This window comes from Devosia indica (assembly GCF_003056405.1).
GTDB classification, from domain to species: Bacteria; Pseudomonadota; Alphaproteobacteria; order Rhizobiales; family Devosiaceae; genus Devosia; species Devosia indica.
Genome location: NZ_PYVZ01000013.1, coordinates 84,536 through 109,636, shown reverse-complemented (window position 1 = coordinate 109,636; position 25,101 = coordinate 84,536). Strand labels below are relative to the sequence as shown.

The 25,101-nt window shown below is 62.6% G+C and carries 25 protein-coding genes and 1 other RNA gene; 15 read left to right on the top strand and 11 right to left on the bottom strand.

The genetic code is table 11. The features are described from left to right. The first annotated feature begins 61 nt into the window (after window positions 1–61). Window positions 62–1,678: an ATP-binding response regulator gene (locus DDE76_RS13560; protein WP_104892071.1), complete on the top strand. Its 1,617-nt coding sequence runs from the start codon at window positions 62–64 to the stop codon at window positions 1,676–1,678. 24 nt (window positions 1,679–1,702) lie between these two features. Here DDE76_RS13560 and sthA read toward each other — a convergent pair whose 3' ends face one another. Both sthA and DDE76_RS13550 read right to left on the bottom strand, forming a co-directional pair. Further along, window positions 1,703–3,172 carry a Si-specific NAD(P)(+) transhydrogenase gene (gene sthA, locus DDE76_RS13555; RefSeq protein WP_104892072.1) on the bottom strand — a complete coding sequence of 490 codons (1,470 nt, stop codon included), beginning with the start codon at window positions 3,170–3,172 and terminating at the stop codon, window positions 1,703–1,705. Window positions 3,173–3,270: 98 nt separating this feature from the next. Further along, window positions 3,271–4,137 carry an LOG family protein gene (locus DDE76_RS13550; protein ID WP_104892073.1) on the bottom strand — a complete coding sequence of 289 codons (867 nt, stop codon included), beginning with the start codon at window positions 4,135–4,137 and terminating at the stop codon, window positions 3,271–3,273. A 323-nt stretch (window positions 4,138–4,460) separates the two neighbouring features. Here DDE76_RS13550 and DDE76_RS13545 point away from each other — a divergent pair, with 323 nt between their 5' ends. The 5 genes from DDE76_RS13545 to recR all read left to right on the top strand — a co-directional run bounded on the left by DDE76_RS13545 (window position 4,461) and on the right by recR (window position 8,500). Beyond that, the gene (locus tag DDE76_RS13545; RefSeq protein ID WP_104892074.1) at window positions 4,461–5,492 is read left to right on the top strand and encodes an HD-GYP domain-containing protein; all 1,032 of its coding nucleotides are present in this window, start codon (window positions 4,461–4,463) and stop codon (window positions 5,490–5,492) included. 94 nt (window positions 5,493–5,586) lie between these two features. Next, an RNA gene (ffs, locus tag DDE76_RS13540) (signal recognition particle sRNA small type) lies at window positions 5,587–5,682 on the top strand. A gap of 134 nt (window positions 5,683–5,816) precedes the next feature. Next, window positions 5,817–7,571 (top strand): DNA polymerase III subunit gamma/tau, encoded by a 1,755-nt coding sequence (locus DDE76_RS13535; RefSeq protein ID WP_104892075.1) that lies wholly within the window; start codon window positions 5,817–5,819, stop codon window positions 7,569–7,571. After that, window positions 7,568–7,891, top strand: a complete 324-nt coding sequence (locus DDE76_RS13530; protein WP_104892076.1) for a YbaB/EbfC family nucleoid-associated protein — start codon at window positions 7,568–7,570, stop codon at window positions 7,889–7,891. The genes DDE76_RS13535 and DDE76_RS13530 overlap by 4 nt, the downstream gene beginning before the upstream one ends. Window positions 7,892–7,903: 12 nt before the next feature. Continuing rightward, window positions 7,904–8,500 (top strand): recombination mediator RecR, encoded by a 597-nt coding sequence (recR, locus tag DDE76_RS13525; RefSeq protein WP_104892077.1) that lies wholly within the window; start codon window positions 7,904–7,906, stop codon window positions 8,498–8,500. A gap of 73 nt (window positions 8,501–8,573) precedes the next feature. Here recR and DDE76_RS13520 read toward each other — a convergent pair whose 3' ends face one another. Both DDE76_RS13520 and DDE76_RS13515 read right to left on the bottom strand, forming a co-directional pair. After that, a complete protein-coding gene (locus tag DDE76_RS13520; protein ID WP_104892078.1) occupies window positions 8,574–9,050 on the bottom strand; it encodes a hypothetical protein in 477 nt (158 codons plus the stop codon). Between the two features lie 74 nt (window positions 9,051–9,124). Beyond that, window positions 9,125–10,534, bottom strand: a complete 1,410-nt coding sequence (locus DDE76_RS13515; protein WP_157955800.1) for a DNA recombination protein RmuC — start codon at window positions 10,532–10,534, stop codon at window positions 9,125–9,127. A gap of 149 nt (window positions 10,535–10,683) precedes the next feature. On the opposite strand from DDE76_RS13515, the gene def reads away from it, so the two are divergent. The 3 genes from def to truA all read left to right on the top strand — a co-directional run bounded on the left by def (window position 10,684) and on the right by truA (window position 12,973). Continuing rightward, window positions 10,684–11,199, top strand: a complete 516-nt coding sequence (def, locus tag DDE76_RS13510) for a peptide deformylase (RefSeq protein WP_104892080.1) — start codon at window positions 10,684–10,686, stop codon at window positions 11,197–11,199. Window positions 11,200–11,309: 110 nt separating this feature from the next. Then, the gene (fmt, locus tag DDE76_RS13505; RefSeq protein ID WP_104892081.1) at window positions 11,310–12,233 is read left to right on the top strand and encodes a methionyl-tRNA formyltransferase; all 924 of its coding nucleotides are present in this window, start codon (window positions 11,310–11,312) and stop codon (window positions 12,231–12,233) included. Next, a complete protein-coding gene (gene truA, locus DDE76_RS13500) occupies window positions 12,233–12,973 on the top strand; it encodes a tRNA pseudouridine(38-40) synthase TruA (RefSeq protein ID WP_104892082.1) in 741 nt (246 codons plus the stop codon). The genes fmt and truA overlap by 1 nt, the downstream gene beginning before the upstream one ends. On the opposite strand, the gene DDE76_RS13495 is transcribed toward truA, so the two are convergent. From DDE76_RS13495 to dapD, 5 genes are all read right to left on the bottom strand, one after another. After that, window positions 12,970–13,536, bottom strand: coding sequence for a hypothetical protein (locus DDE76_RS13495; RefSeq protein WP_104892083.1), 567 nt, complete (start codon window positions 13,534–13,536; stop codon window positions 12,970–12,972). The two genes, truA and DDE76_RS13495, sit on opposite strands and share 4 nt — an antisense overlap. 14 nt (window positions 13,537–13,550) lie before the next feature. Beyond that, a complete protein-coding gene (locus tag DDE76_RS13490) occupies window positions 13,551–14,090 on the bottom strand; it encodes a hypothetical protein (RefSeq protein ID WP_104892084.1) in 540 nt (179 codons plus the stop codon). Further along, on the bottom strand, window positions 14,087–15,241 hold the full coding sequence (dapE, locus tag DDE76_RS13485; RefSeq protein WP_104892085.1) for a succinyl-diaminopimelate desuccinylase: 1,155 nt from the start codon (window positions 15,239–15,241) through the stop codon (window positions 14,087–14,089). Before dapE ends, DDE76_RS13490 begins: the two co-directional genes overlap by 4 nt. A 17-nt stretch (window positions 15,242–15,258) precedes the next feature. Beyond that, on the bottom strand, window positions 15,259–15,735 hold the full coding sequence (locus DDE76_RS13480; protein ID WP_104892086.1) for a DUF805 domain-containing protein: 477 nt from the start codon (window positions 15,733–15,735) through the stop codon (window positions 15,259–15,261). 89 nt (window positions 15,736–15,824) lie between these two features. Beyond that, complete coding sequence (gene dapD / locus DDE76_RS13475) at window positions 15,825–16,667, bottom strand: 2,3,4,5-tetrahydropyridine-2,6-dicarboxylate N-succinyltransferase (RefSeq protein WP_104892087.1); 843 nt, start codon at window positions 16,665–16,667, stop codon at window positions 15,825–15,827. 308 nt (window positions 16,668–16,975) lie between these two features. Here dapD and DDE76_RS13470 point away from each other — a divergent pair, with 308 nt between their 5' ends. Then, window positions 16,976–17,914 carry a GGDEF domain-containing protein gene (locus tag DDE76_RS13470; protein WP_104892088.1) on the top strand — a complete coding sequence of 313 codons (939 nt, stop codon included), beginning with the start codon at window positions 16,976–16,978 and terminating at the stop codon, window positions 17,912–17,914. Window positions 17,915–17,966: 52 nt separating this feature from the next. Here DDE76_RS13470 and DDE76_RS13465 read toward each other — a convergent pair whose 3' ends face one another. Beyond that, on the bottom strand, window positions 17,967–18,788 hold the full coding sequence (locus tag DDE76_RS13465; RefSeq protein WP_104892089.1) for a prephenate dehydratase: 822 nt from the start codon (window positions 18,786–18,788) through the stop codon (window positions 17,967–17,969). Between the two features lie 283 nt (window positions 18,789–19,071). On the opposite strand from DDE76_RS13465, the gene DDE76_RS13460 reads away from it, so the two are divergent. The 3 genes from DDE76_RS13460 to DDE76_RS13450 all read left to right on the top strand — a co-directional run bounded on the left by DDE76_RS13460 (window position 19,072) and on the right by DDE76_RS13450 (window position 21,645). Further along, window positions 19,072–19,848 carry a c-type cytochrome gene (locus DDE76_RS13460; protein ID WP_104892090.1) on the top strand — a complete coding sequence of 259 codons (777 nt, stop codon included), beginning with the start codon at window positions 19,072–19,074 and terminating at the stop codon, window positions 19,846–19,848. A gap of 79 nt (window positions 19,849–19,927) precedes the next feature. Next, a complete protein-coding gene (locus tag DDE76_RS13455; protein WP_104892091.1) occupies window positions 19,928–20,866 on the top strand; it encodes a 2-hydroxyacid dehydrogenase in 939 nt (312 codons plus the stop codon). A gap of 83 nt (window positions 20,867–20,949) precedes the next feature. Continuing rightward, window positions 20,950–21,645, top strand: a complete 696-nt coding sequence (locus tag DDE76_RS13450; RefSeq protein ID WP_104892092.1) for a YqaA family protein — start codon at window positions 20,950–20,952, stop codon at window positions 21,643–21,645. On the opposite strand, the gene DDE76_RS13445 is transcribed toward DDE76_RS13450, so the two are convergent. Beyond that, on the bottom strand, window positions 21,633–22,982 hold the full coding sequence (locus DDE76_RS13445; protein ID WP_104892093.1) for a leucyl aminopeptidase family protein: 1,350 nt from the start codon (window positions 22,980–22,982) through the stop codon (window positions 21,633–21,635). The two genes, DDE76_RS13450 and DDE76_RS13445, sit on opposite strands and share 13 nt — an antisense overlap. 145 nt (window positions 22,983–23,127) lie before the next feature. On the opposite strand from DDE76_RS13445, the gene DDE76_RS13440 reads away from it, so the two are divergent. Then, window positions 23,128–23,898, top strand: coding sequence for a tetratricopeptide repeat protein (locus DDE76_RS13440; protein WP_157955799.1), 771 nt, complete (start codon window positions 23,128–23,130; stop codon window positions 23,896–23,898). 161 nt (window positions 23,899–24,059) lie between these two features. Further along, a complete protein-coding gene (locus DDE76_RS13435; RefSeq protein ID WP_104892095.1) occupies window positions 24,060–25,016 on the top strand; it encodes an ABC transporter substrate-binding protein in 957 nt (318 codons plus the stop codon). Window positions 25,017–25,101: the final 85 nt, after the last annotated feature.

Sequence of the window (25,101 nt, the reverse complement as noted above, 5' to 3'; positions counted from 1 at the left end):
GCCGGGCCGGTCCGAGGCTGATAAGGTCGATACAAGTCAACCAGCCCTTGTGCGAACCCAGATGAGCCTGCTCGACCACGATCCGACACGCGCCATTGCGCTGGCCATCGACCATATTCCACAAGGCGTCGCCGTGTTCGACGCCGGCTTGCGCCTGGTAACCTCCAACCAGCGCTACAATACGCTGTTGCATCTGCCCGAAGATCTGATCCGCCCAGGCTCGGCGCTGTTCGATATTGCCCTGTTCATGGCCGAGCGCGGCGATCTCGGGCCTGGCGATGCAGCGCAACTGGCCATTGAGCGCATCAAGGAGCTGACCGCTGCGCCTACGAGCGTGACCCAGCGCCTGGGCAATGCCGGCCAGACACTGGAGTTTCACTCGAGCCGGCTGCCCAATGGCGGGCTGGTGGTCAGCTTTTCCGACGTCACCGCCCGGGTGCGTGCCGAGCAGCAACTGGCCCAGGTCAACCAGACCCTGGAGCGACGCGTGGAGGAACGCACGGCCGCCCTCAAACAGGTCAATACCGAACTGGAAGCGGCCCGCGCCAAGGCCGATGCGTCCAATCACGACAAGACGCGGTTCCTGGCGGCGGCCAGCCACGACTTGCTGCAGCCGTTGAATGCGGCGCGGCTCTATACCTCCACGCTGATCGAACGCGCCAAATCGACAGGCTTTGCCGAACTGGCCAATTCCATCGAGGCGTCGCTGACGGCGGTGGAAGACATCATGTCGGCGCTGCTTGATATCTCGCGCATCGACAGCGGCGCGCTCAAGCCGGCGCCAGCGCCAATCCAGGTGCAGGATCTGCTCAAGAAGACCGAGGTTGAATTTGCGCCCATGGCGCGGGAGCGCTCGATTTCGCTGCGGATCGTGGCCACCAGGGCCAGCGTGATGGCCGACCGCTCGCTGGTGGGGCGCATCGTGCAGAACCTGGTGTCCAACGCCATCAAATATACGCCGGTGGGCGGCAAGGTGCTGGTGGGATTGCGCAAACGCGGCAATCGCTGGCGGCTCGATGTGATCGATACCGGTATTGGCTTCAACAAGGATCAGCACAGGCTGGTCTTTGCCGAGTTTTCCCGGCTCGAACGCGGCGCGCGCATGGCGCAGGGATTGGGATTGGGGCTTTCCATCGTGCAGCGCCTGGTGACAGCGCTTGGACTGACGCTTGAGCTGGACAGCCGCGAGGGCAGCGGGTCGCGGTTTTCGATCTATCTGCCGGCCGTGCGCAATGCCCGGCCGACCAGCCAGCCAGAGGCCTCGCCGCCAGAGCCCAGTTTCGGCACGCTGAGCCTGAAAGTGCTGTGCGTGGACAATGAACGCGCCATTCTCGAGGCCATGGAAGGGTTGCTCACCCATTGGGGATGCGAGGTGCGCACGGCGCTCTCGCTCAAGCAGATTGATCGCGAGCGCCTGCTCGAAGGCTGGTATCCCGATCTGGTACTGATGGATTATCACCTCGACCAGACCTCAGGCCTGGATGCCATCGAGTGGCTGCGGCACAATATTGGCGGGCATTTGCCGGCCGCATTGGTCACTGCAGACCGCAGCCCTGCCGTACGGGCGCTGGCCGAGGATCGCGGCATTGCCGTGGTCACCAAGCCGGTCAAGCCGGCCGCCCTGCGCGCCACGATCAGCGGCCTGGCCAATCAGGGCGGCGGCAAGCGCTCCGGTTAGCGGCTTCCGGGCGTCAGTTGCGCGTCAGATTGCCTTGGGTGCGGCTGCCTTCTTGCGCGACGGGGCCGTTTCCACCTCGTCCACGACCGGCGCCACCGGGGTCACCCGCGGCATGCGGTTCCAGGCGTCGAGCGCGGCAATCTTGTAGGCCTCTGCCAGGGTCGGGTAGTTGAAGGTGTTCTCGACGAAATAGTCGAGCGTGGCGCCAAGATTGAGCACGGCCTGGCCGATATGGATCAGCTCGGTGGCCCCCTCGCCAACGATATGCACACCGAGCAGTTTGCGGTTTTCCAGCGAGACGATCATTTTCATCATCCCCGACTGCAGGCCCATGATGTGACCACGCGAGGTTTCGCGAAACCGGGCCACGCCGCATTCATAAGGAATGTTCTGGGCCCGGACCTGCTGCTCGGTGAGGCCGACTGTAGAAATTTCGGGCACGGCGTAAATGCCATAGGGGAAAAACTCCGGCGCCGGCGGCATCTTGGCCTCGAAGGCATGGAGGGCGGCGATGCGACCCTGTTCCATCGAGGTGGATGCCAGCGAGGGAAAGCCGATGACATCGCCAGCAGCATAAATGTGCGGGATCTGGGTCTGGAACGTGGCCGGATCGACCTTGAGGCGGCCACGTTCATCGGGAACGACGCCGCATTGTTCGAGCCCCAGATCCTGGGTGGCGCCGACGCGCCCGGCCGCATAGAGCAGCATGTCGGAGCGAATCTGACGGCCATCAGTCAGATGAGCGATAGCCCAGCCCTGGCCGTCCTTCTCCACCCGGTCGACCTTGGCGCCGAGCCGAATGGTGACGCCGCGCTGGCGCAGGTCATGGGTGAATTCCTCGATGATTTCCCGGTCGATAAACTCGAGGAAGGTCTCGCGCGGCTCCACAATGGTCACGGGCACATCGAGCGCGGAAAAGATGGTGGCGTATTCGATGCCGATCACGCCCGCGCCAACGACGGTGAGGCTGCGTGGCACACGCAGTTCACCCACCAGGCTGTCGCTATCGAGCACGGTATGGTCGTCAAACGGAATATGAGCGGGGCGATAGGGCGCGGTACCCACCGCGATGACCGCATGGTCGAACGCGAAGCGATGCTCGTCCCCGGCGTGATCGACCACCAGCAGATGATGCTCGTCGACAAAGCGGGCCATGCCGCCAAAAGTGCGCACCCCGTTGCGGGCGAACTGATGTTCGAGCACTTCGATTTCGTAGTCGAGCGTCTTGCGCAGGCGGGCGCCGAGGTCCTTGCCCTCAATGTCCTTCTTGACCCGATAAGAGAGGCCGTAAAAGCCTCGCTCGCGCCAACCGGACAGATTGAGCACGGTTTCACGCAGGGTCTTTGACGGGATGGTGCCGGTATGGACCGAGACGCCGCCCAGACGCAGGCGGTTTTCCACCACAAGAACGGATTTGCCCAGCTTGGCGGCCTGAATGGCGGCCCGGCGCCCGGCCGGCCCCGAACCGATGACCACGAGATTAAAGCGCTCCAAAGCCGCCCCCTGCAAATCAGCCCCAATGCCTATGCCGGCAGTGTGACACCCTGATTGCTGATTGGGCAATGACGGAACAGCAGGGCAGGAATGCGCGCTCAGCCCCCGCGCCAGGTCGGCTCGCTCATCTGGGGCAGGTTGTAGAACTGGCGCACCACGTCCCAGCCTTCCCTGGCCGTATCGACCACAGTGAACAGGTCCGTGTCGTCGGGAGAGATGGTCCCGGCCTCGGCCAAAGCTTCGAGATTGATAACCTTGGTCCAGAAGTCCTTGCCGAACAGCAGGATGGGGATGCGGTCCATGCGGCCAGTCTGGATCAGGGTCAGGCTCTCGAAGAATTCGTCGAGCGTGCCGAAGCCGCCCGGGAAGACCGCAACGGCCCTGGCCCGCATCAGGAAGTGAATCTTGCGGGTGGCAAAGTAGTGAAAATTAAAGCTCAGATCCGGCGTCACATAGAGATTGGGCGCCTGCTCGTGCGGCAACACGATATTGAGCCCGATCGAGGGCGCGCCCATATCGGCGGCGCCGCGATTGCCCGCTTCCATCACGCCGGGCCCGCCACCGGTGGTCACCACATATTCCTTGAAGTCCATCGAGGCGGCGGTCTGCGAGGCGAACTGGGCGAATTTGCGCGCCTCGTCATAATAGCGTGAGGCGGCTTCGAGATTGCGGCGCTGGGTTTCGTTCTTGGCCGCCCAGGCCGGTTTGCCCGGCTCGGGAATCCGCGCGCCACCAAACAGCACCACTGTAGAATTGATACCGTGCTCGCGCAGGCGGAATTCGGGTTTGAGATATTCGAGCTGGAAGCGCACGCCACGCGTGTCCTCCGAGGTCATGAACTCGTCGTCAGCAAAGGCGAGGCGATAGGCTGCGCTGCGCGTCTGTGGCGTATCGGGCGCCTTGCGCGAGACGGCAATATCCTCGCTGGAGGTGCGCAGGGATGTCGGATGACGACGTTTAGACAAGACAAACTCCCGATTGGCCGGCGCGCCACACTTCAGCGCCTGTTGCCTGCCAGCCTTCCAAAGTCAAACAGGCATCCATTTTGGCGACAAAGACCTAAGAAGGGCATAACCACCCGTGGTTGTTCGGGCAAGGGCACGGAGACAGTCAATCGGTTCACGAGTGTGGCAGCGGCGCCGACACGTCCCTGAGGATCGTCCGCGGCAAGACATGGCATGAAATACTTGAGGAGAAAGACTTCTCCCGCTATTTTTTCTTCGAATACCTGCTTTATTCACGACTCCTCAATATTCGAATGGCCTTCTGGTGCATGGAGGGCAATTAATTGCTGCTGTTTACGGATCGACACCTGGTTCCGGAGGGTGAGCTCAAAAGGCTGATCATGCGCGGCGTGTGCCGCATGTTCCCCATCCACGCCGCGCCCACCATCAAGGTCGAAAATGCCCTGATCCTGTGCGATGTCGACCTTGAGAATTTCACCAGTGCCCGCATGTTGCGCCTGGCGCTGGCCGTGCATCGCGCGCCAGACAGCCCTCTGGTGTTCCTGCTAAGGGACCGCACCCACCACACCGAATCCCAGGCCCGGGCCTTGGGGGCCAGTGACATGCTCAGCGTTGACGAGGGATTCAACGCCGCGCTGAGGCACCTGATGAACAGGTATCCGTTTCTTGGTGCCCATCAAAGCTGTGTGCCGCCAGAGGCCCGGCTCGCCATTGAAGACCTGCTCGAGGCCAACACCTGGTACGCCGCCGGCAATTATGAGGGCCGGATTGACGCAGGCGCGCAGGCGGTACTCGACGCCATCGAGGCCGAGGGTATCCATCACTGGATGGATGAGGTGCTGTCCTATGACAATCTGACCTATCAGCATTGCCTGCTGGTGGCGGGCACGGCCGCCGCGTTCGGCTCGTCACTGGGCTTTTCCCGCCAGGACAAGGTACTCCTGACCACGGCGGGGTTCGTGCACGACGTCGGCAAGGCCTTCATTCCGCTTGAAATTCTGAACAAGGAAACGACGCTGGACGCAGCCGAAATGGCCAATGTCCGGCGCCATCCCATGATTGGCTACGCCATTCTCAAGGAGCACGGCGTCCGCAACACGGATGTGTTGGGCTGCGTGCGCTCGCATCATGAATTGCTCGATGGTTCAGGCTATCCTACGGGCCTGATGGGCAACAGCCTGCCGGACCTGGTCAAGATGGTGACCATCTGCGATGTCTTTTCGGCGCTGGTCGAACATCGCACCTACAAGCAACCGGTTAGCCCCGAAGCGGCTTATGACTATCTGGCCGCCAATGGACAATTGTTCGACCAGGCGCTGGTGCGGGCCTTTGGCCCCAGTATCCTGCCGGCCTGATGGCTGGGCGAGGGCTCCGACAAGAGAACGTGACCGGCCGCAACTTTGCCCCGCCCCCCTTGCAACCACAGTCCAAAATCCGCATATAGGCGCCGGGAGGTTGGCGCGGACGTGTTCCTCGCCAACCGGGTCAGGTCCGGAAGGAAGCAGCCCCAACGAGATCCTCACGGGTCGATGCCAGCCTCCTACTCAATTCCCTGTTCAGAAGCGGGTATGGAACAGCGCAATATCGGCATTGGCCTTTTGCGACATGGACCGGCTTGCCCTATGTTCCGGGCATGACCAATGGCAGATTCCCCGGCAAGAAGGACAAGGACAGGCCGCATGGCTGACATTCAGACCACGCCCTACCTGGTCCTGGCCCGCAAATACCGCCCGCGCGACTTCTCGACCCTGGTCGGGCAGGACGCGATGGTACAGACGCTGGGCAATGCGTTTGCGCAGAACCGCATCCACCACGCCTTCATCCTGACCGGCGTGCGCGGCGTCGGCAAGACGACCACGGCCCGCATCCTGGCCCGCGCCTTCAACTATGAAGACGAAACCGGCCGCCACCCCACGCTGGAGCTGGAAACCGAAGGCGCCCATTGCCGTGCCATTATCGAGGGGCGGCATGTCGATGTGGTGGAAATGGACGCGGCGTCCAATACCGGTATTGGCGACATTCGCGAGATCATCGACTCGGTGAAATACGGGCCGGTCTCGGCGCCCTACAAGGTCTATGTGATCGACGAGGTGCACATGCTCTCGACGGCAGCCTTCAACGGGCTGCTCAAGACGCTCGAAGAGCCGCCGCCTTATGTGAAGTTCATCTTTGCCACCACCGAGATCCGCAAGGTTCCGGTGACGATCCTGTCGCGCTGCCAGCGTTTCGATCTGCGGCGCATCCCGGCCGATGTGATGTCGGCCTATCTCGAAAAAATCCTCGGCCAAGAGGAAATCGGGTTCGAGCCGGACGCGTTGGCCATGATCGTGCGCGCCGGTGAAGGCTCGGCGCGCGACTCCCTCTCGCTGCTTGACCAGGCTATCGCGCATGGCAATGGCTCGGTGAGCACAGCGACGGTCAAGGCCATGCTGGGCCTGGGGGACCGGGCGCGGATCATCGACCTGTTCGAAGATCTGATGGGCGGCCGCATTGCCGAGGCCCTTGGTGCGCTCAAGGAACTTTATGATCTGGGCGCCGATCCACAGACCCTGTTGGCGGACCTGGCCGAATTCACCCATCTGGTGACCCGCATCAAGGTGGTACCGGCAGCGGCCGACGATGCCTCGCTGACCCCGGACGAGCGGACGCGTGGCGCCGATCTGGCGCAGCGCCTGCCGATGCGGGCGCTGACCCGGGCCTGGCAGATATTGTTCAAGGGCAATGAAGAAACCGGGCGGGCCGGCAATGCGCTGCAAGCCGCCGAAATGACGCTCATTCGCCTGGCCTATGCTGCCGATCTGCCCAGCCCCGACGATGTGATTTCCAAGCTCACCCAGCAGGGCAGCCTGCCCTCCGGCGGTGGCAGTGCGCCGTCTGCGCCCCGTGGACCCTCCGGCGGCGCGTCCGCCCTGCGCGTCGAGGCCATGGAGACCCGCCCATCGCCCGCTTCGGTGGCGGCGCCCTCGCCAGCGCTTCCCGCGTCTCGGCCACAATCCGTCGCACAGCCGGCGCTGGCCACGGTGGCGTCGTACAAGGATCTCATTGCATTGGCCGCCGCCAAACGCGATGTGCTGGTCAAGCTGGCGCTGGAAAGCCAGATGCGTCCGGTCTCGTTCGAGCAGGGCCGGATCGAGGTGGCGCTGAGCGATGGTGCGGACCCGGGCATAATCGCCACACTCTCGGCGCGTCTGCAGACCTGGACCGGGCAGCGCTGGCTGGTGATGGTCTCGACCAAGGCCCCCGAGGGGCTGACCATCCGGCAGGAAAATGAGCAGCGCAAAGAAGCGGCGACTGCTGCCGCGCATGACGATCCGCTGGTCAAGGCCATATTGGAAACATTTCCGGGCGCCAAGCTGGTGAACGTGACGGTGCGCGACGATGAAGCCGCGCCAGCCGAACTGGCTCCACCCCCACCTGAAGAGGACGACGAATGAAAGACATCATGGGTATGATGAAGGCCGCCGGCGAGATGAAAGCCAAGATGGAGGCCATGCAGGCCGAACTCGCCGATCTGGTGGTCGAAGGCAATTCCGGTGGCGGCATGGTGGCCGTGGCCCTGACGGGCAAGGGCGACATGCGGGGTCTCAAGATCGACCCCTCACTGCTCAAGCCGGAAGACGCTGAAATGGTCGAGGACCTGATCATAGCTGCCTTCAATGACGCCAAGGGCAAGAGCGAAGCCGAAGCCCAGCGCAAGATGGCGGAAGTGACGGCCGGCCTGCCGATTCCACCGGGCATGAAACTGCCGTTTTAGGCTGGTGCCGCTGTGGCCTCCGGCGGACCCGAAATCGAACAGCTCATCCAGCTTCTGGCGCGCCTGCCGGGGCTTGGGCCGCGCTCGGCGCGGCGCGCGGTGCTGCACCTGATCAAGAAGAAGGAGCAGCTCATGCTGCCCCTTTCGGCTGCGCTGGACCGCGCCGTGCTGGTGGTCAAGAGCTGCGAGGTGTGCGGCAATGTCGACACCACGTCGCCCTGTTCGATCTGTGCCGATCCGCGGCGGGGCGAGAGCGGCATCCTGATCGTGGTGGAAGACGTCGCCGATCTCTGGGCGCTGGAGCGCGCCGGGGTGGGACAGGTCCGCTATCACGTGCTGGGTGGCGTATTGTCACCCCTCGATGGCGTGGGGCCGGATGATCTCAACCTCGAAGGGCTGATCGCACGGGCGCATGATTATGCGGAAATCGTCCTGGCCATGAATGCCACGGTTGAGGGGCAGACAACCGCACACTACATCACCGACCGGCTCACGGGGACAAGTATCCGCGTGACGCGCCTTGCCCATGGCGTGCCGGTGGGCGGAGAACTGGATTATCTCGATGAGGGCACATTGAGCCAGGCGCTCAAGGCGCGGACCGAGATCTGACGCGATCGCCCTCCCCTTGACGGGGAGGGATCAGCGCGAGGCGGGAACTGTCCGCTCAAAGCATCAAGCAGGCCTAGTGCAAATGCGGGTCGAATTCCTCGCTGCCATGCCAGGCATGGTCATCGTCGACCGGGCCGTCCTCGTCCTCCTCGTAGAATACTTCTTCACCGATCAGGGCGTCACGGGCGTCGGTATCGTCGGGCGAGAGGGCGTCAAGGTGGTCGGCGGGATCGGATGACATGGAGGCATCAATATTGCCGGTGTCTTCAGTGTTATCGAGGTCCCGCTGTAATTCGGCAATGGCGCGGTCGAGCTCTTCGAGCATATAGGCCGGGTCCTGACCGCCGAAGTCACCGCTCTCGCGCGCGGCGGCCTCGTGGCGCATTTCCCACAGTCGCTCCAGCCGGTCCCGCACCGGGCGGTCATCGCCATAAAGCAAATCCTCGATTTCGCTCTGGCTATAGGGCTGGGCAATGCCGGGGGTGTCGGCATTTTCGAAGCTGGTTTCCTGGGGCACGAGACTGCCCGGATGATGATGGTTCTGCACCATGACTGATCTCCCTTATGCAGTTGCACGAGGGTGAAACGCACAGGCGGGACCTGAGTTCGATCACATGGTCGAATTCAGTTCAGGTCCCCAGGTTCGTCCTTGACCAGCCGCAAGGCTGGCGCTTCATCGCTGCCGCCGTCCCATGTGGGTGGCATGGGTTTGCTGGATTTGGCGCCGAGTTCGCGCAGCATTTCGACCTGCCGCACGACATTGCCGCGACCATTGGTCAACTGATCCTTTGCCTTGGCATAGGCGCGCTGAGACTTGTCAATCGCGTCCCCGACCTGGTCCATGGTGCCGAGAAACCCGGCCACCTTGTCGTAAAGCTGGCCGGCGCGCTCGGCGATTTCCTCGGCATTCTGGTGGCGCTTTTCGATGTCCCAGACATTGCGCACCGTGCGCAACACGGTCATCAGCGTGGTCGGGGTGGTCAGCATAACCCCCTTGCCCATGCCGAATTCGACCAGCTTGGTATCGTGCTGAATAGCAGTGGCCAGCGCGGATTCGATGGGCACGAACATCATCACATAGTCCAGGCTGGACTTGGCGGCCCGGTTATAGCCCTTGTCGCCCAAGGTGGTGATGTGGCCGCGCACCGACGCGATATGTGCGCGCAAGTGCTGGTCGCGATCATCATCGGGGCTGTTCACAAAGGCTTCGAATGCAGTCAGGGACACCTTGGAGTCGATCACCAGCCGGTCGCCATTGGGCATCAGGATTTCAACATCGGTGCGCAGGCGCTGGCCATCCTCGCCGCTATGGCTCTGCTGGGTGAAATATTGCTCGCCCTCTCGCAGGCCCGACTGTTCGAGAATGGTGGCCAGAATCATTTCGCCCCAGGCGCCCTGGGTCTGCGAATTGCCCTTCAAAGCGCGTGTAAGGTTCTGCGCCTCGGTGGTGATCTGCAGATTGCTTTCAGCCAGGGCGCGGATGCGCTCGCCCATGGCGGAGCGGTCTTCCACCAGGTTCTTGTGGAACTCGGTGATCTTGTCCTGCAGAGGCTTTAGCAGCGTGTCGACCTGCTCGCGGTTCTGCTTGGTGAAGGTCTCGCCATGGGTGCGCAGCACATCGCCGGCGATGGCTTTGAACTCGTCGGTCATCTGCTGGCGCGCTTCCATGAAGCGCTTCAAATTCGCCTCATTCTGGCGCGACTGCTCGTCGAGCCGCGTGCGCATGGCGGCGAGCTCGGATTGCAGCCCAGAGGATTTTTCACGCTCGTTGTCGAGGAGATCGGTAGCGCGGTCCCGGTCGCGCTCAAGCTGGGCTTCAAGGTCACGGATACGCGTGTCACGGGAGGCGATCTGTTCGAGAAAGCTCGCCTTCAACCCCTCGGCCGCCTCGCGGGCCTGCTGTTCGGCGCGGGCCGCGTTGGCGCGCGCCGAAGCCACCAGCCAGATGATCAGCAGGACAACCAAGGCCAGCACGCCGGCCAGCAAGGCCATCGCCGTGGTGACGGGGAACTGGCCAAGGGTGAACAATGTCATATCAAGATCTCGCATGGCGTGAGCTTAATCCGATTCTGCTGTTCGCAAAATGTTCTGCTGCTGCGGTGGATTGAACCGGGCTGCAGTTGACCCGGGAGCCGGAAATCGCCATATCGAGGGCAATCCATTCATCGCCGGACTTTTCTGCCATGGCCGTTCGCCCCATTCTGATCATTCCCGATGCGCGCTTGCGTGCCGTTGCCGACCCGATCATCGAGGTTGATGACGAGATCAAATCTCTGGCCAAGGACATGCTGGACACCATGTATGACGCGCCTGGCATAGGCCTGGCCGCCCCGCAGATCGGGGTGATGAAGCGCATTGTGGTGATGGACCTGGCCGGCGAGGGTGAACCCCCGGCCCCGCTGGTGATGATCAATCCCGAAATCACCGCATTCGGCGACCAGATGCAGGTGACCGAGGAAGGCTGTTTGTCCATTCCCGAGCTCTATTATGAGGTCGAGCGGCCCAATGAGGTGACGGTAAAATATACCGATCTCGATGGGCAGGAAGTGGTCAAAGAGGCCGAGGGCAAGTTGGCAGTGTGCATTCAGCACGAGCTCGATCACCTCGATGGCGTGCTCTATATCGACTATCTCAGCCGGCTGAAGCGCGACCGCGTGATCAAGAAATTCGAAAAGCAGGCAAAGCGGGCCGCTGGCTGATATCCGGTGGCCGCGACCTCGCCCTTCGACAGGCTCAGGATGAGGTCTATGGGAGTGCTGCGTTCGCGTAGACCTCATGGTGAGCCTGTCGAACCACGAGGTCGTTGACCATGCGCGTCGTCTTCATGGGTACGCCCGAATTTTCTGTTCCAACGCTAACCGAGATTGTCTCGGCCGGACATGAGGTAGTGGCGGTCTATACGCGTGCACCCAAACCGGCGGGGCGGGGTCAGGCGGAGCGCAAGAGCCCCGTGCATGAAGCGGCCGAGGCGTTCGGCATTCCGGTGTTTACGCCGCGCTCTCTTAAGGCCGAAGCCGAGCAGGCCCAGTTCGCCGCGCTTGGGGCCGAGGTCGCGGTGGTCGTTGCCTACGGGCTGCTGCTGCCCAAGCCCATTCTCGAGGCGCCTGATTATGGATGCCTCAACCTGCATGGCTCGCTCCTGCCGCGCTGGCGCGGGGCGGCGCCGATCCAGCGCGCCATCATGGCCGGCGACAAGCAGACCGGCATTGTGGTGATGCAAATGGATGAAGGTCTGGATACCGGCGCAATGGGGCCGACCGAGATCATCGCTATCACGCCCGAGATGACCGCGGGCGAACTGCACGACCAGATGATGCGGTTGGGTGCCGATCTGATGGGCCGGGCGCTAGCGGCGCTGGAACGCGGGAGCCTCGATTTCACGCCGCAGCCGGAGAGTGGCGAGACCTATGCGGCCAAGATCGACAAGGCCGAGGCGCGGATCGATTTCTCCAAATCGGCCGAAGAGGTTCACAATCTGATCCGGGGCCTGTCGCCCTTTCCGGGTGCCTGGTTCGAAATGGAACTCGCTGGCAAGCCGGTGCGGATCAAGGCGCTGCGCTCGAGCCTGAGCGAAGGCGCCGGGGCGCCGGGTGCTCTTTTGGGCGACGAGCTGGTGATCGCCTGCGGCGCTGGCGCGGTGCGTCTGATCCAGGTGCAGCGCGAGGGCAAGGGCGCCATGGATGCAGCGACATTCCTGCGCGGCGCCGGGACGCTGCCTGCCACAGTGACCTGATGCCACGCTACAAGCTGACTATCGAATATGACGGCACCCCCTTCTCCGGCTGGCAGCGGCAGAAGGACAGGATGAGCGTGCAGCAGGCGCTGGAAGAGGCGATTGCCGGTTTTTCGGGCGAGACGGTGACGACCCAGGCGGCCGGACGTACCGATGCGGGGGTGCATGCGCTTGGCCAGGTGGCGCATTTCGACCTGTCCAGGGCATGGGACCCGTTCCGCATTCGCGAGGCGCTGAACTATCATCTGCGCCCCCACCCGGTGGTCGTGGTGGAGAGCGAGGCGGTACCCGACACGTTCGAAGCGCGGTTTTCGGCGACGGCGCGGCACTATGAATATCGCATTCTCAACCGTCGGGCGCCTGCCGCTATCGAGCGAAACCAGGTCTGGCACGTCCCCAAGCTACTGGATGCAGAGAAAATGCACGAAGCGGCGCAGACCATTCTGGGCCACCATGATTTTTCCACCTTCCGTTCCTCGGAATGCCAGGCCAATTCACCCATGCGCACTCTAGATGCGTTCGAGGTGAGCGGGGATAACGAGATCATCGCGATTACTGCGAGTGCCCGGAGCTTCCTGCATCACCAGGTGCGGTCTATGGTGGGCTCCCTCAAGCTGGTGGGCGAGGGCAAGTGGAGCCCGGCCGATTTTCGCGCGGCGCTCGATGCGGCGGACCGGACACGCTGTGGCGCGATGGCGCCGGCGAGCGGACTGTTCCTGACCGGGGTCGACTACCCTTAGACAGGCCCCATGGTCTGCAGGATGATGCCGCCAAGCACCATCAGACCCACAAATTGCGCCACCACCTGAGCAACAATGAAGATGGCGATCTGCACCGGCGCCAGAGTGACGATGCGGCGAGCAATGTTGATCTCGATGATGATGCTGAGAAGGCCCACGACCAGCAGCATGATGTCGCTGCCGCCGAGCAGGACGATGCTGATTGCGCCGATCAGCGAGACGTAGAAATTGACCCAGTTGTCGGCCACCAGATAGGGCATGAAGCCATCGAGCCGGCCCATCATCTGCAAGACGGCATAGGCCGCGCCAATCTGTAGTGCGAACAACAGACCCGAGAGCAGCGTCATGCCGGCGGCGGCGCCGGAGGCCGGGCCGACGCCGAGCAATTGCGGGCCAAAGACGCTGACGGCAATGGCAAGCACCAGAGCGATGAAGCTGCCGATCAGGCCGCGCTGGGAAAAATCGAAATAGTTGGCCGCGTCCTGCCGCCCCAACACCAGGGCCCAGGCGCCGCGGGCGGCGTCGAGCGCTTCTTCAACAAAGGTCGGTGAGGACTGGGGCAAGGAACAGACTCGGCTCAGGCGGCGGGAACGGGTGCTGGCATGATGTAGAGTGCGATGGGCGTTCCGGCAAGGAGCAGCACCGTCAATACTGCAAAGGCGATGGAAACACCGATGCTCCACCCGCCTGCCAACCGTCCCAGGCGAAAGAGCATATAGGCCATCGCCAGCCAGAGCAGCGGCAACAGAAACCCTATGGTGAGCGAGAGCAAAGCGCCCAGGCCAACATAGAAGGTCAGCGCATAAATGCTGGGGACCAGCAGCGGCAGAACCGGATCACGCTGGCGCAAGGCATAGCGGGTTCCGTAGATGCCGATCAGGGGCGCTGCGAGGAACAGGGACTGGAAGACGAGCGTTGCGGTGAGTTCGCCCAGGGTTGGCACTCCATAATTGAGCGACCCCAGCACCACGGCCAGGAAGGCGAACAGGTAGAACAGCACCAAAGCCGTCACCAGGCCCGCCCGGGTGAAGCGGAAGCGCGCCTGCCAGCCGGCCTCATTGCGCAGGATCATGATCCAGCCATAGACCGACTGGCGCAGGGCGTTGATGATCTTCATGCCGGATCTCCGGCAAAGTAACGGCGCATGAAGGCTGAATATACTTCCGTCAGCCCGGTGAGGTCGGCCAGGGCTATGTGCTCATCGGCCTTGTGCATGGACGGGCCGACAAGTCCGCATTCAACCACGGGGCCATATTGGGCGATGAAGCGCGCATCCGAGGTGCCGCCGCCGGTGGAATATTCGGGCGGCTTGCCATTTCGCTGGGCAATGACCGCCGAAAGCGTTTCGATATCCGCACCGAGCGGGGAGAGGAAAGCACGCGAGGGCGTGCCGGACATCTCAAAAGCGATGTTGGTGCCGCAGGGATTGACGCTGGCAATGCGGGCGCGGACCCAATCGGTCAGGGTCTCGGGGGTCCAGATGTCATTGTAGCGGATATTGAAGCGCAGTGTTCCGCTCATCGGGATGACATTGCTGACCGGATTACCGACATCAATGGTGGTCAGCTCGAGATTGGAAGCAGGGAAGTGGTCGGTGCCGGCATCGAGCTTTTCGCTTGAGAGCGCCGTTGCCACAGCGGCCAGCACGGGAAGCGGGTTATTGGCCTTGTGCGGATAGGCGACATGGCCCTGGGTGCCGGTGACGGTGACCTTGCCCGAAAAGGAACCGCGACGGCCGATCTTGATGCTGTCACCCAGGGTTTGGGTGGAACTGGGTTCGCCGACAATGGCGAAGTCGAAATGATGGCCGTGTTCCGCCATCCACGCGACGAGCTTTTCGGTGCCGTTGATGGCATCGGCCTCCTCGTCATTGGTGATGGCGAGGTGAATGGTGCCGGCTCCGGGCGGGATCTCGGCGCAGGCGGCAATGAAGGCGGCGATGCCCGATTTCATGTCGGCAGCACCGCGACCGAAGATCTTGCCCTCCTCAATGCGGGGCGTGAATGGATCGGATGTCCAGTGCGCGCTGTCCCCGGGCGGGACGACATCGGTGTGGCCAGCAAAGAGCAGGCGGCGACCGCCCTGCCCTCTGGTGGCAAAGAGATTGCCGACCGGATAGGAGCCGTCGCCTTCGAACCGCAGGCGGGTCACCGCAAAGCCGATAGCCTCGAGTTCGGCCTCCAGCAGATCGAGCGCACCCGCCTCCTCGGGGGTGACCGAGGGGCAGGCGATGAGGCGGGCGAGCAGGTCAGCAGGGTCGATGGTCACGACGGCTCCGGTTTGGTTCAGGCGGCACCGTCCAGCGGATCGGGACCATAGTTATTGGGTCCGGCGGTGCCTTTAAGGAAGCCGAGCTGGACCAGCATGTAGATTGCGAAAATCGCGAAGATGAGGTTGAGGGCGCCCAGCCAGATGGAGGGTACCGGGACCATGACGCCGCCCATGTCGGTCATGGAGGAGCCGATGCCCGTTGCCGTGAGCAGGTTGAGCAGCACGGAGCCGGCGATCAGGATCTTGAGGTCGGTGCCGTTGTTGTCGCGATCGTGGCGGCGCTTGATGCCGACGCAGTAGCTGGGCCAGATCAGCGCCAGATTGATGAGCACGCCGAACCAAGCCATGACCGTGCCATTGCCGAAGCTGAGAATGCTCAGCACAATGCTGGCCAGGATCGAAATAACGATCAGCACCACGATGCCGATCCACCATTGCTGGCGGCCGATGCGGCCGTCGGTGGTGGTCAGAAGCGCTTTGATATTGTCCATTTTTGTCCCCCTCTCATGATGCAGGAATCAGATCCTGCCAACATCAGAGTAGGATGCTGGCGCCGTGTAAACCAGCGCCAGCCCTCCGTTTAGTCCCGCAGCAGGTCGTTGATGCCGGTCTTGGAACGGGTCTGGGCGTCGACGGTCTTGACGATGACGGCGCAGTAAAGGTTCGGGCCGGGCGTGCCATCGGGGAATGGCTTGCCCGGAAGCGAGCCGGAGACAACCACCGAATGGGGCGGCACATAGCCCATATGGATTTCCCCGGTCTGGCGGTTCACCACCTTGGTGGAAGCGCCGATGAAAACACCCATGGAGATCACCGAGCCTTCGCCCACGACGACGCCCTCGACGATTTCGGAGCGCGCGCCGATAAAGCAATTGTCCTCGATGATGGTCGGGCCCGCCTGGAGCGGCTCGAGCACGCCGCCAATGCCGACACCGCCGGAGAGGTGCACATTCTTGCCGATCTGGGCGCAGGAGCCGACCGTGACCCAGGTGTCGACCATGGAGCCTTCACCGACAAAAGCGCCCAGATTGACGAAGCTGGGCATGAGAATGGCGCCCTTACCGATATGGGCGGAGCGGCGGACGATGGCGCCGGGCACGGCGCGGAAACCGGCTTCGCGCCAGGTATTGTCGGTCCAGCCCTCGAACTTGGTGGGCACCTTGTCCCACCAGGTGGATCCCTGCGGCGCGCCGGTCATCGGCTCATTGTCGTTGAGGCGGAAGGAGAGCAGCACGGCGCGCTTGAGCCACTGATTAACCACCCAGGTGCCATCCACCTTTTCGGCAACGCGGGCCTGGCCGCTGTCGAGCAGGTTCAGCGCTTCATTGACGGCATCGCGCACGTCGCCCGTGGTGTTGAAATTGACCTCGGCGCGGTTCTCGAAGGCGGCGTCAATAGTCTGGGCGAGTTGCTCGTGCGACATGGCGTATCCTGGCGGTTGGAAATTTGCGCGGACCATAGCCGGGGCGGTCGGGGAGTCAACGGATATGACACGGCAAGCGGGCGTGCCCCCGCAATTCGGGCATGGTTCGAAGCCGCCCCGGCATCACTGCCTCGCGGTTGCACGGTGAAAAGCGGCTTTCGCTCCTGTTTAAACAAAGAAGAGGCGAAAGCCGCGTCCCACGAACAAGACCACCCGGGTGACATTTCAAGTCTCTGCGTGACTTTGGAGAATATTTAACCCGCCAAGGCCCATTCTAGACCATCAACAGGTGCGAACGGGATCATGGCATGGGGCGAATAGTGCAGGTGGTGAGAGGATCGCTTGTCATCAAGGTGTTTGCCGTGTGCTTTGGCGCGATACACCTGCCGCTCATATCATTGCTGCTTTACCTCGGGCTGGGCCGTCCTGCCGACCCTGTTCCCATACTGATCGTGGCGCTGGTGGCCACGCTGCTTGGCAGCGCCCTGGCGTTTCTTGCCGTCTATCAATTCGTCAGCCCCATCGACCGGCTGGTGAAGGCCATGGACCGCTACCAGAAGGAAGGCGTGGAGCCGTTTGTCGAGGTGCGCGGGTCTGATGGACTGCGGCGACTGGCGGACAAGCTGCTCTCGCTGGTGCGCGCGCAGGAGCTCAATATGCGGGCGCTGCAACGCCAGGCCAACAGCGATCCGCTGACGGGGCTGGGCAATCGCCGCTGGCTGCACAACGCGGTTTCCGTCGAGATGAGCCGGGCCGCGCGCCGTGACCAATGGGTGTGGGTCGTGGTGTTTGACCTGGATCACTTCAAGACAATCAACGACACCTATGGCCATGCGGCGGGGGACGACGTGCTGATGACCGTGGCCGAGGTCACCCATCGCCAAGTCAGACCATATGATCTGCTGGCCCGTGTAGGCGGCGAGGAATTCTGCATTGTGGCGACAGATGATGCGCCCTCGCTCGGGATTATTGTCGCAGAGCGTATCCGCGCGGCTCTCGAGAGTTGCAATCCGATCATCGGGGGCATCGCCGTGCCGGTCACGGCAAGCTTTGGCGTCCATAGAGGCGACCCCAGGACGGAAAGCTTTGAGGACATGCTGCGGCGGGCCGATGCCGGCCTTTACGCAGCCAAGGGCAATGGCCGCAACCTGGTGGTGGACAGCAAGGATGCGCCCCCGATCGGAGATCAGCCACAGCGCGTATCGCTGACGATCGAACTTGCCGAGGGCGATGGACAAACCGCCTGAGACAAGCAGAGCGGTCCTATCCATTCACCTGCCGAACGCCTCGGCGTCAACCTCAATCGGCCGCCGGATAGACGCCGAGAATGCGGAAATAGTCGGTGAAGAAGCCCAGCTCTTCGAAGGCGTGCTGCACGCCGATGTCGTCGGGGTGACCCTCGATATCGGCGTAAAACTGGGTGGCGGTGAAGGCGCCGCCGACCATGTAGCTTTCGAGCTTGGTCATGTTGACGCCATTGGTGGCAAAGCCGCCCATGGCCTTGTAGAGCGCGGCGGGCACATTGCGGACCCGGAAGACAAAGGTGGTTTTCACCTTGCCCTGGTTGGGCGCGCGCTGCTCGGTCGGCGAGAGCACCAGGAACCGGGTGGTGTTGTGGTCGGCATCCTCGATGTTTTCGGCCAGGACATTGAGCCCGTAGATTTCCCCGGCAAAGCGCGAGGCAATGGCGGCCACGGCCGGATCGGCCTTCTCGGCGATCTCGCGGGCCGAGCCGGCGGTGTCGACGGCATTGATGGTGCGCAGGCCGTTGGCAGAGATGAACTTGCGGCATTGGCCCAGCGCGACCGAGAGCGATTGCACCGCCTTGATATCTTCAAGCCGGGCGCCGGGAACGCCGAGCAGGGTCATTTCCACCCGCAGATAGGTCTCGCCGATGATGTTCAGGCCGCTTTCGGGCAGCAGGTGGTGAATGTCGGTGATGCGGCCATAGAGTGAGTTCTCCACGGGCACCACGGCAAAATCGGCCTTGCCGGACTGCACCGCATTGAGCGTTTCCTCGAAGGTAACGCAGCCAAGAAACTCTTCGCCGGGAAAGACATTGGCAGCAGCCGCATGGCTGAATGCGCCGGGTTCACCCTGGAAAGCGATCTGCTTGGTCATTGATGGTCATCCGTGAATAGAAAGGCAGGCGGGTTGTGGCGCGGGCTCAGTATGGAGTCAATCTGCAGGCAGCATCTGCGGTGGCGCGGAAAATCGTCTCGCATTGGCCATTTTCCACTGCCCGGTCATCGCCGCGGCGGTTTGACCTGTTGCGCCAGAAGTGGTCTTGATACTATGTTCCGCGCGCGTCGAGCCGGCCGGTTGAGGCAGATTCCGTTACGGGATCGCAGTTTGGGCTGGCTCGGGAAATTGTCCACAGGGGATGGACCGGCAGAGAGACCAAATGGATTCGTTTGAGCTAAACAAGATCATCGGCGCCGTGCTCGGCACCCTGTTGTTCATTATGGGTGTTGGGTTCCTGGCGGAAGCCATCTATCACCCGATCGAGAACCGCGGCCCCGGCTACGCCTTGCCCGAACCGGAAGTGGCCGAAGCCGGCGCTCCGGTGGAAGAAGTGCCCGTGACGCCGTTGCCGGTGCTGCTGGCCAGTGCCAGCGTGGACAATGGCGCTGCCGCCGTGCGCAAGTGCCAGAGCTGCCATACCTTTGGTGAGGGCGAAGCGGCCAAGCAGGGCCCGAACCTCTACCACATTGTCGGCGCCCCCAAGGCCCATATGGAGGGCTTTGCCTATTCGGACATTCTGCTGCAACAGCAGGCTGAAGGGCAGACCTGGACCTATGAAAACCTGGACGCCTTCCTGACCAATCCGCGCGACTATGCGCCCGGGACCAAGATGGCGTTTGCCGGCGTGCGCTCGCCCGAGGAACGCGCCGACATCCTGGCCTATTTGCAGACCCTGTCCGCAGACCCCGTGCCGTTCCCGGAACCGGAAGCAGCGCCCGCGGAAGAGGCCGCGCCGGCTGAAGGCGAGGTCACTGAGGTCGAGACGATCCCTGAAGAAGTGGTTGCGCCCGAAGAGGCCAGCGAAGAGACCGTGACCACCGAGCCGGGCGCCGCTGTGGAAACGCCAACCGAAACGCAGTCGGACTCCCCTGTGGAAGGCACGCCCGTGCAGGAAACTTCGCCGGCAAGCCCGGAAGCGCCGGCTGCCAGCCAGTAAGGCTGTGCCTGACTGACGAGGACTTCCAAGAAAGCCGCGCCCCAAGGTGCGGCTTTTTCCATATCAAGGACCGTTTCTGATGTTGCTGCTGCACCTTTCCGATGTCGACGAAGCGAGCTGGGCCCGGGCATTTGCCGAAGCACTGGCCCCCTACCCCGTGGTGCGGCGGGGCGACAGTTTCGACCCGGCCGAGATTCGCTATATCTTTGTCTGGAAGCCCCAGGCCGACGCTTTTGACGGGCTCGTCAACCTCAAGGCAGTGCTGTCGCTCGGCGCCGGGGTGGATGCCTTGCTCAAGCACCCCAACCTGCCCGATGCGCCGATCGTGCGGTTCGTGGATGAGGATCTGAGCCAGCGCATGAGCGATTATGTGGTGGCCCATGTCACCATGCATCACCGCCAGTTCACGCGCTTTCAGGCCGACCAGAAGGCGCGCCGCTGGGACCAGTACTACCCCCCTGCCGCAGGCGAGACCACGGTGGGCATCATGGGCATGGGCGTGTTGGGGCAGGACGCGGCCAGGCGCCTGAAACCACTCGGCTTTGATTTGCGAAGCTGGAGCCGCACGCCCAAGGTCATGGACGGGGTGGAGGGCTTTGCCGGTCAGGCCGAGTTCGACGCGTTTCTCGCCGGCACCGATATTCTGGTCAATCTGCTGCCGCTGACGCCGGAAACCACGGGAATTCTCAATCGTGCGACCTTTGCCAAGCTGCGCCGCGACCGGCTGGCTGGTGGCCCGGTCATTGTCAATGCGGCAAGGGGCGGGCACCAGAAGGAAGCCGATATCGCCGCGGCTCTGCAGGACGGAACGCTGGGGGCGGCGAGCCTTGATGTGTTCGAAGTCGAGCCCCTGCCGCAGGACAGCCCGCTCTGGGCAATCGAAAATTGCTACATCACCCCGCATATCGCCGCCATTTCCAGTGAGCAGAGCGGCGTGCGCTATTTCACGCAGGTGCTCACCGGACACGAGGCGGGCAAGGCGCTGCCAAATGTGGTGGACCGCGCGCGCGGGTACTAGATCGACACATAAAATTCACTGGTCAGGGGCCAGTGTGTCGTTCAAGCAGGCTGGATGAAAACAATGGGAGCCGGTCGAGGGGCATGACCGATACAGCGCAACAGGAAAAACCGGGGCTCTATGAACGGTTGAAGGCCGCTACGGGGCATCCTCTGGCCGAGCCGATCCTGGCGCTGATCTGCTTTCTCGAAGCGATGATCGTCCCGGTGTTTCCCGAAGTGATGCTGGCGCCGATGATCCTGGCCGACCGCCGGCGCGCCTGGCGGCTGGCCACAATCTGCACCGTTTCATCGGTGGTGGGCGGCGTATTCGGCTATGCGATCGGCTATTTCCTGTTCGACACCATTGGCAAGGCGATCGTGGAATTCTACGGCGCAGGCGTCGGGTTCGAGCAGTTGCGCGAGAATTTTGTCGCCAATGGCCCGTTCATGATCATGGTCGGTGCGGTGACGCCCATCCCATACAAGATCATCACCATCACCAGCGGGGTGGCGGGGATCGATATCTGGACCTTCATACTCTACGGGTTCATCGGGCGCGGCCTGCGCTTCTTCGTGCCTTGCGGGCTGTTCTACTTTTTCGGGCCGGTGGCCAGCACCTTCATCGAAAAGCACAAGAAATGGGCCGGCTGGGTGATGCTGGCAGCGGTCATCGGCGGGTTTGCCGCCGCGCCGCTGCTGTTTCCCAAGCACGGTACCGAAGTGACCGATCAGGTGATCGAGCGGACCACCGGCACCGATATCATTCCCGGCTCGATGGCCCCGGTTCAGTCCGAATAACGCTGCCGGAGCAGGCCGTAGATCGCGCGGATGGCCTGATCGGTGCCGCCGGCCGGACGACCGGGGCGCGCATCGGGCGCCCAGCCGAAAATATCGAGATGCACCCAGGCCCCCGCCTTGCCCACGAAGCGCCTGAGGAACAGCGCCGCGGTGACAGACCCGGCATGTCCACCGCTGGCCGCATTGTTCAGATCGGCAATGCGGGAGGACAAGAGGCTTGCATAGGGTGACCAGAGCGGCATGGGCCAAAGCGGGTCTTCGGCCGCAAGGCCCGCAGCGGCCAGACCGGCAGCCACCTTGTCGTCTGTTGAATAAAGCGCGGGCAGTTCGGGGCCAAGGGCAACGCGGGCGGCGCCGGTGAGGGTGGCCATATCGATCAGCAGGTCCGGCGCTTCCTCGTCAGCCAGGGCCAGGGCATCGGCCAGGATCAAGCGGCCTTCGGCATCGGTATTGCCGATCTCCACGCTGATGCCGGCGCGCGAGCGCAGGACGTCGCCGGGCCGGAAGGCATTGCCGGCAATGGCATTTTCAACGACAGGCAGCAGCACGCGCAGGCGCAGCGGAAGCCCCGCATCCATGATGGCATGGGCGAGCCCGAGCACATTGGCCGCACCGCCCATATCCTTCTTCATCATCAGCATGCCGGTGGCCGATTTGATGTCGAGACCGCCGGTATCGAAGGTGACGCCCTTGCCGACCAGAGTCACCTTGGGATCTGTATCCTTGCCCCAGCGCATATCGATGAGCCGTGGCGCCTGGGTGCTGGCGCGGCCCACGGCGTGGATCATGGGGAAATTCTGTTCGAGCAGATCGTCGCCCTTGATGACGGTGAGGCTCATGCCGTGGCGGGTGGCCAGATCCCGCGCACGGGCCTCGAGGGCATCGGGGCCCAGATCATTGGCGGGGGTGTTGATCAAATCCCGTGTCAGGCTGGCGGCCGCCACCTGGCGCTCGACCTCATCGGCATCGGCCGCTTCGGGGAGGACAAGGCGCGGCGCCGGCGAGGCGGCGCGATAGGTCTCGAAGCGATAGGCGCCCAGGCGGAAGGCAATGGCGGCCAGGGTCGGATCGCCATAATCGCCCTGCAATTGATAGTCACCCTCGGGCAGGCCTGCAGCGGCCAGGCCGGCCACAAAGACAGGGCGCCCCTGAGCCGCGCCGGTGCCGAACAGCCAGGCCGCAATGGCGCCCGTGGCATCGGGCATTGCCAGCAGACGGCCCTGCTGGCCGGTAAAGCCATTGGCCTGGGCCCAGGCCCGCTGCCGATCGTCCAGCGGCCCGGCCTCCACCCCGTTTTCAGGAATGAAAATGAGCGGGATGGCGGCTTGGTCAGTCATGGCAGAACTCCGTTGTGTCCCCCCTGTCTAGCCGGGACCACGCGCCCGCACAACGCCGCAAGGTCGCGGCTTAACCGGGCGTTAGGGTTAATGATCTATTGCTCTGGGAGAGTTCAAATGGCCGGTTCGCGGCCCGGAGTGCAATGTGTTCAACCCAAGACGGATCAGCGGATTGTTGCGCCCCCTGCTCCTGGCAGGTGTTGCAGCCCTTGTGCTTTCGGCCTGTGCATCCAATCGCGGGCAGTTGGCCAGCACAGACTATTCCGGCATGAGTACGGCGCAGAGCCACGCTAATCTGAGCGAATTGACCGCGCGCTATCGCGCCAATCCGACGGACCGCGCCACGGTCATTCATTATGCAGCCGCCCTGCGCGCGGCCGGGCAGCCGCAACAGGCGGCGGCGGCGCTGGAACAGGCTATGCCGCACCATAGCGGCGATGTGGCGATCAGCGTGGCCTATGCCAAAGCGCTGACCGCATCCGGGCGGTTCGAGCAATCCATCGAAGTGCTGCGCAACGTGATCCGGCCCGATGCACCGGACTGGAACGCGCTGCTGGTGCTGGGCGCGACGCTGGACCAGACAGGGCGGCATGAAGATGCAAGGCAGGTTTACGTGCAGGCCGGGGTGATTGCGCCGGGCGAAGCGTCGATCGAGACCAATCTGGGCCTTTCCTATGCCATGACCAATGATCTGGAGGCGGCCGAAAAGCATCTGCGCCGGGCGGTGCAGATGCGCGGCGCCAACACCCAGACACGGCAGAACCTGGCGCTGGTGGTGGGCCTGCAAGGCCGGTTCGACGAGTGCCGCGCGCTCTATGCCGCCGAGCTGCCACCCGACCAGGTGGAGGCCAATATGGCCTATGTCCGGGCGCTGCTTACCCAGCAGAACCGCTGGGACATGATCGAGAAGAGCTGACGTTCTGGCATCTTCGAGGCCTCCGCTCGGTAACATTGTCCATGCGAAGTCAGACCAAAGGTCGATCACTGCCCTCGCCGAAATATATCTTGAGTTTCTCAGTCACCTAAGCAATATGTCTGCCACGCGCAGCGGCAAGCACGACGCCATGGGAGAAACAGATGATCAGAGTTCTTGTCAGCGCTGTCGCGCTCACCTTGTCCGCTTCGGCAATTGCTCAGGATGCACGAACGGTCGTCGACGCCCTTGACCGTACAATTGTGATACCGACTCAGGTTGAGCGCATCACCATTCTTGATCCATTGGCAGCTCTTGAGGCAGCATTGTCGATGGGCATCGTGCCCACCCAGATCGGGCAACGCAGTTTTGTAGCCAAATATCTTGGAGATCCCCTGCTACAATGGCCTTGGTTGGAGCAGGCTCTCGTGGAGCTTGGTGCCGATCCACTTCGAATGAATGCTGATGAAACCGACCTTGAAATGGTTGCCCTTGGTGAACCTGACCTGATCCTTGGGGGTGATTGGTGGGTCGAAAGCGCAGAGGAACAACTGACAGTCCTGGCTCCAACTGTGGCCGTCCCAATCGTTGATGTTCGCTCAACCATCGAACTCTACGGGGACGTCTTTGGCATGCAGGAGAGGGCAAGAGAGGTAATTGAAAACTGGGACAGTCGCATTGAATCCGAATTACGCCTTTTGACCCCAGCGTCGGCTACGCTTGCCCTTATCCGTACTGATGAAGCGGGCACCATCACAATCTTCAATGCTTCAGGCCACGGGGCATATGATTATTTCCAACAAGCAGGCTACACCACCCCGCCGGAAATTCTCGATTTGCCCGTTAACATTGGTGGTTATGCCTCGGGTGTATCTCTCGAGCGCATCGACTTGTTGGCCTCTGCCGACGTGATAGTCGTTCTGGGCTTCTCCGTCGAAGAGACGGAGCAACTGCTGGCCGATCCCATCTTCCTGACTTTGCCTGCAGTCTCTGAGGGCCGGGTTGTGACGATCGGTCAAGGTCCGGTCGCTCAGGCGACAGCGGTCCAAAGCCCGTTGAATTTCGACATCCTGCTTGAAATGGCCAAGGAAGTTGCGGCGGCGGCGGCAAAAGCGAATTGAGCGCCAAAAGCGGCGCGATGGCCGTTTGCATACCACCCCTTCCGGCCCCCTTCCATATTGTTGAGTACTGCCAGTACACTTGGCA

What these genes read in the sequence shown, in the direction of transcription:
- DDE76_RS13460 (WP_104892090.1), top strand. Translation starts at nt 19,072, where the DNA reads ATGGATTCGTTTGAGCTAAACAAGATCATCGGCGCCGTGCTCGGCACC.
- DDE76_RS13560 (WP_104892071.1), top strand. Translation starts at nt 62, where the DNA reads ATGAGCCTGCTCGACCACGATCCGACACGCGCCATTGCGCTGGCCATC.
- truA (WP_104892082.1), top strand. Translation starts at nt 12,233, where the DNA reads ATGCCACGCTACAAGCTGACTATCGAATATGACGGCACCCCCTTCTCC.
- DDE76_RS13435 (WP_104892095.1), top strand. Translation starts at nt 24,060, where the DNA reads ATGATCAGAGTTCTTGTCAGCGCTGTCGCGCTCACCTTGTCCGCTTCG.
- DDE76_RS13520 (WP_104892078.1), bottom strand. Translation starts at nt 9,050, where the DNA reads ATGGTGCAGAACCATCATCATCCGGGCAGTCTCGTGCCCCAGGAAACC.
- DDE76_RS13470 (WP_104892088.1), top strand. Translation starts at nt 16,976, where the DNA reads ATGGGGCGAATAGTGCAGGTGGTGAGAGGATCGCTTGTCATCAAGGTG.
- DDE76_RS13515 (WP_157955800.1), bottom strand. Translation starts at nt 10,534, where the DNA reads ATGACATTGTTCACCCTTGGCCAGTTCCCCGTCACCACGGCGATGGCC.
- fmt (WP_104892081.1), top strand. Translation starts at nt 11,310, where the DNA reads ATGCGCGTCGTCTTCATGGGTACGCCCGAATTTTCTGTTCCAACGCTA.
- DDE76_RS13450 (WP_104892092.1), top strand. Translation starts at nt 20,950, where the DNA reads ATGACCGATACAGCGCAACAGGAAAAACCGGGGCTCTATGAACGGTTG.
- DDE76_RS13535 (WP_104892075.1), top strand. Translation starts at nt 5,817, where the DNA reads ATGGCTGACATTCAGACCACGCCCTACCTGGTCCTGGCCCGCAAATAC.
- def (WP_104892080.1), top strand. Translation starts at nt 10,684, where the DNA reads ATGGCCGTTCGCCCCATTCTGATCATTCCCGATGCGCGCTTGCGTGCC.
- DDE76_RS13455 (WP_104892091.1), top strand. Translation starts at nt 19,928, where the DNA reads ATGTTGCTGCTGCACCTTTCCGATGTCGACGAAGCGAGCTGGGCCCGG.
- DDE76_RS13480 (WP_104892086.1), bottom strand. Translation starts at nt 15,735, where the DNA reads ATGGACAATATCAAAGCGCTTCTGACCACCACCGACGGCCGCATCGGC.
- DDE76_RS13445 (WP_104892093.1), bottom strand. Translation starts at nt 22,982, where the DNA reads ATGACTGACCAAGCCGCCATCCCGCTCATTTTCATTCCTGAAAACGGG.
- DDE76_RS13465 (WP_104892089.1), bottom strand. Translation starts at nt 18,788, where the DNA reads ATGACCAAGCAGATCGCTTTCCAGGGTGAACCCGGCGCATTCAGCCAT.
- DDE76_RS13490 (WP_104892084.1), bottom strand. Translation starts at nt 14,090, where the DNA reads ATGAAGATCATCAACGCCCTGCGCCAGTCGGTCTATGGCTGGATCATG.
- DDE76_RS13530 (WP_104892076.1), top strand. Translation starts at nt 7,568, where the DNA reads ATGAAAGACATCATGGGTATGATGAAGGCCGCCGGCGAGATGAAAGCC.
- dapD (WP_104892087.1), bottom strand. Translation starts at nt 16,667, where the DNA reads ATGTCGCACGAGCAACTCGCCCAGACTATTGACGCCGCCTTCGAGAAC.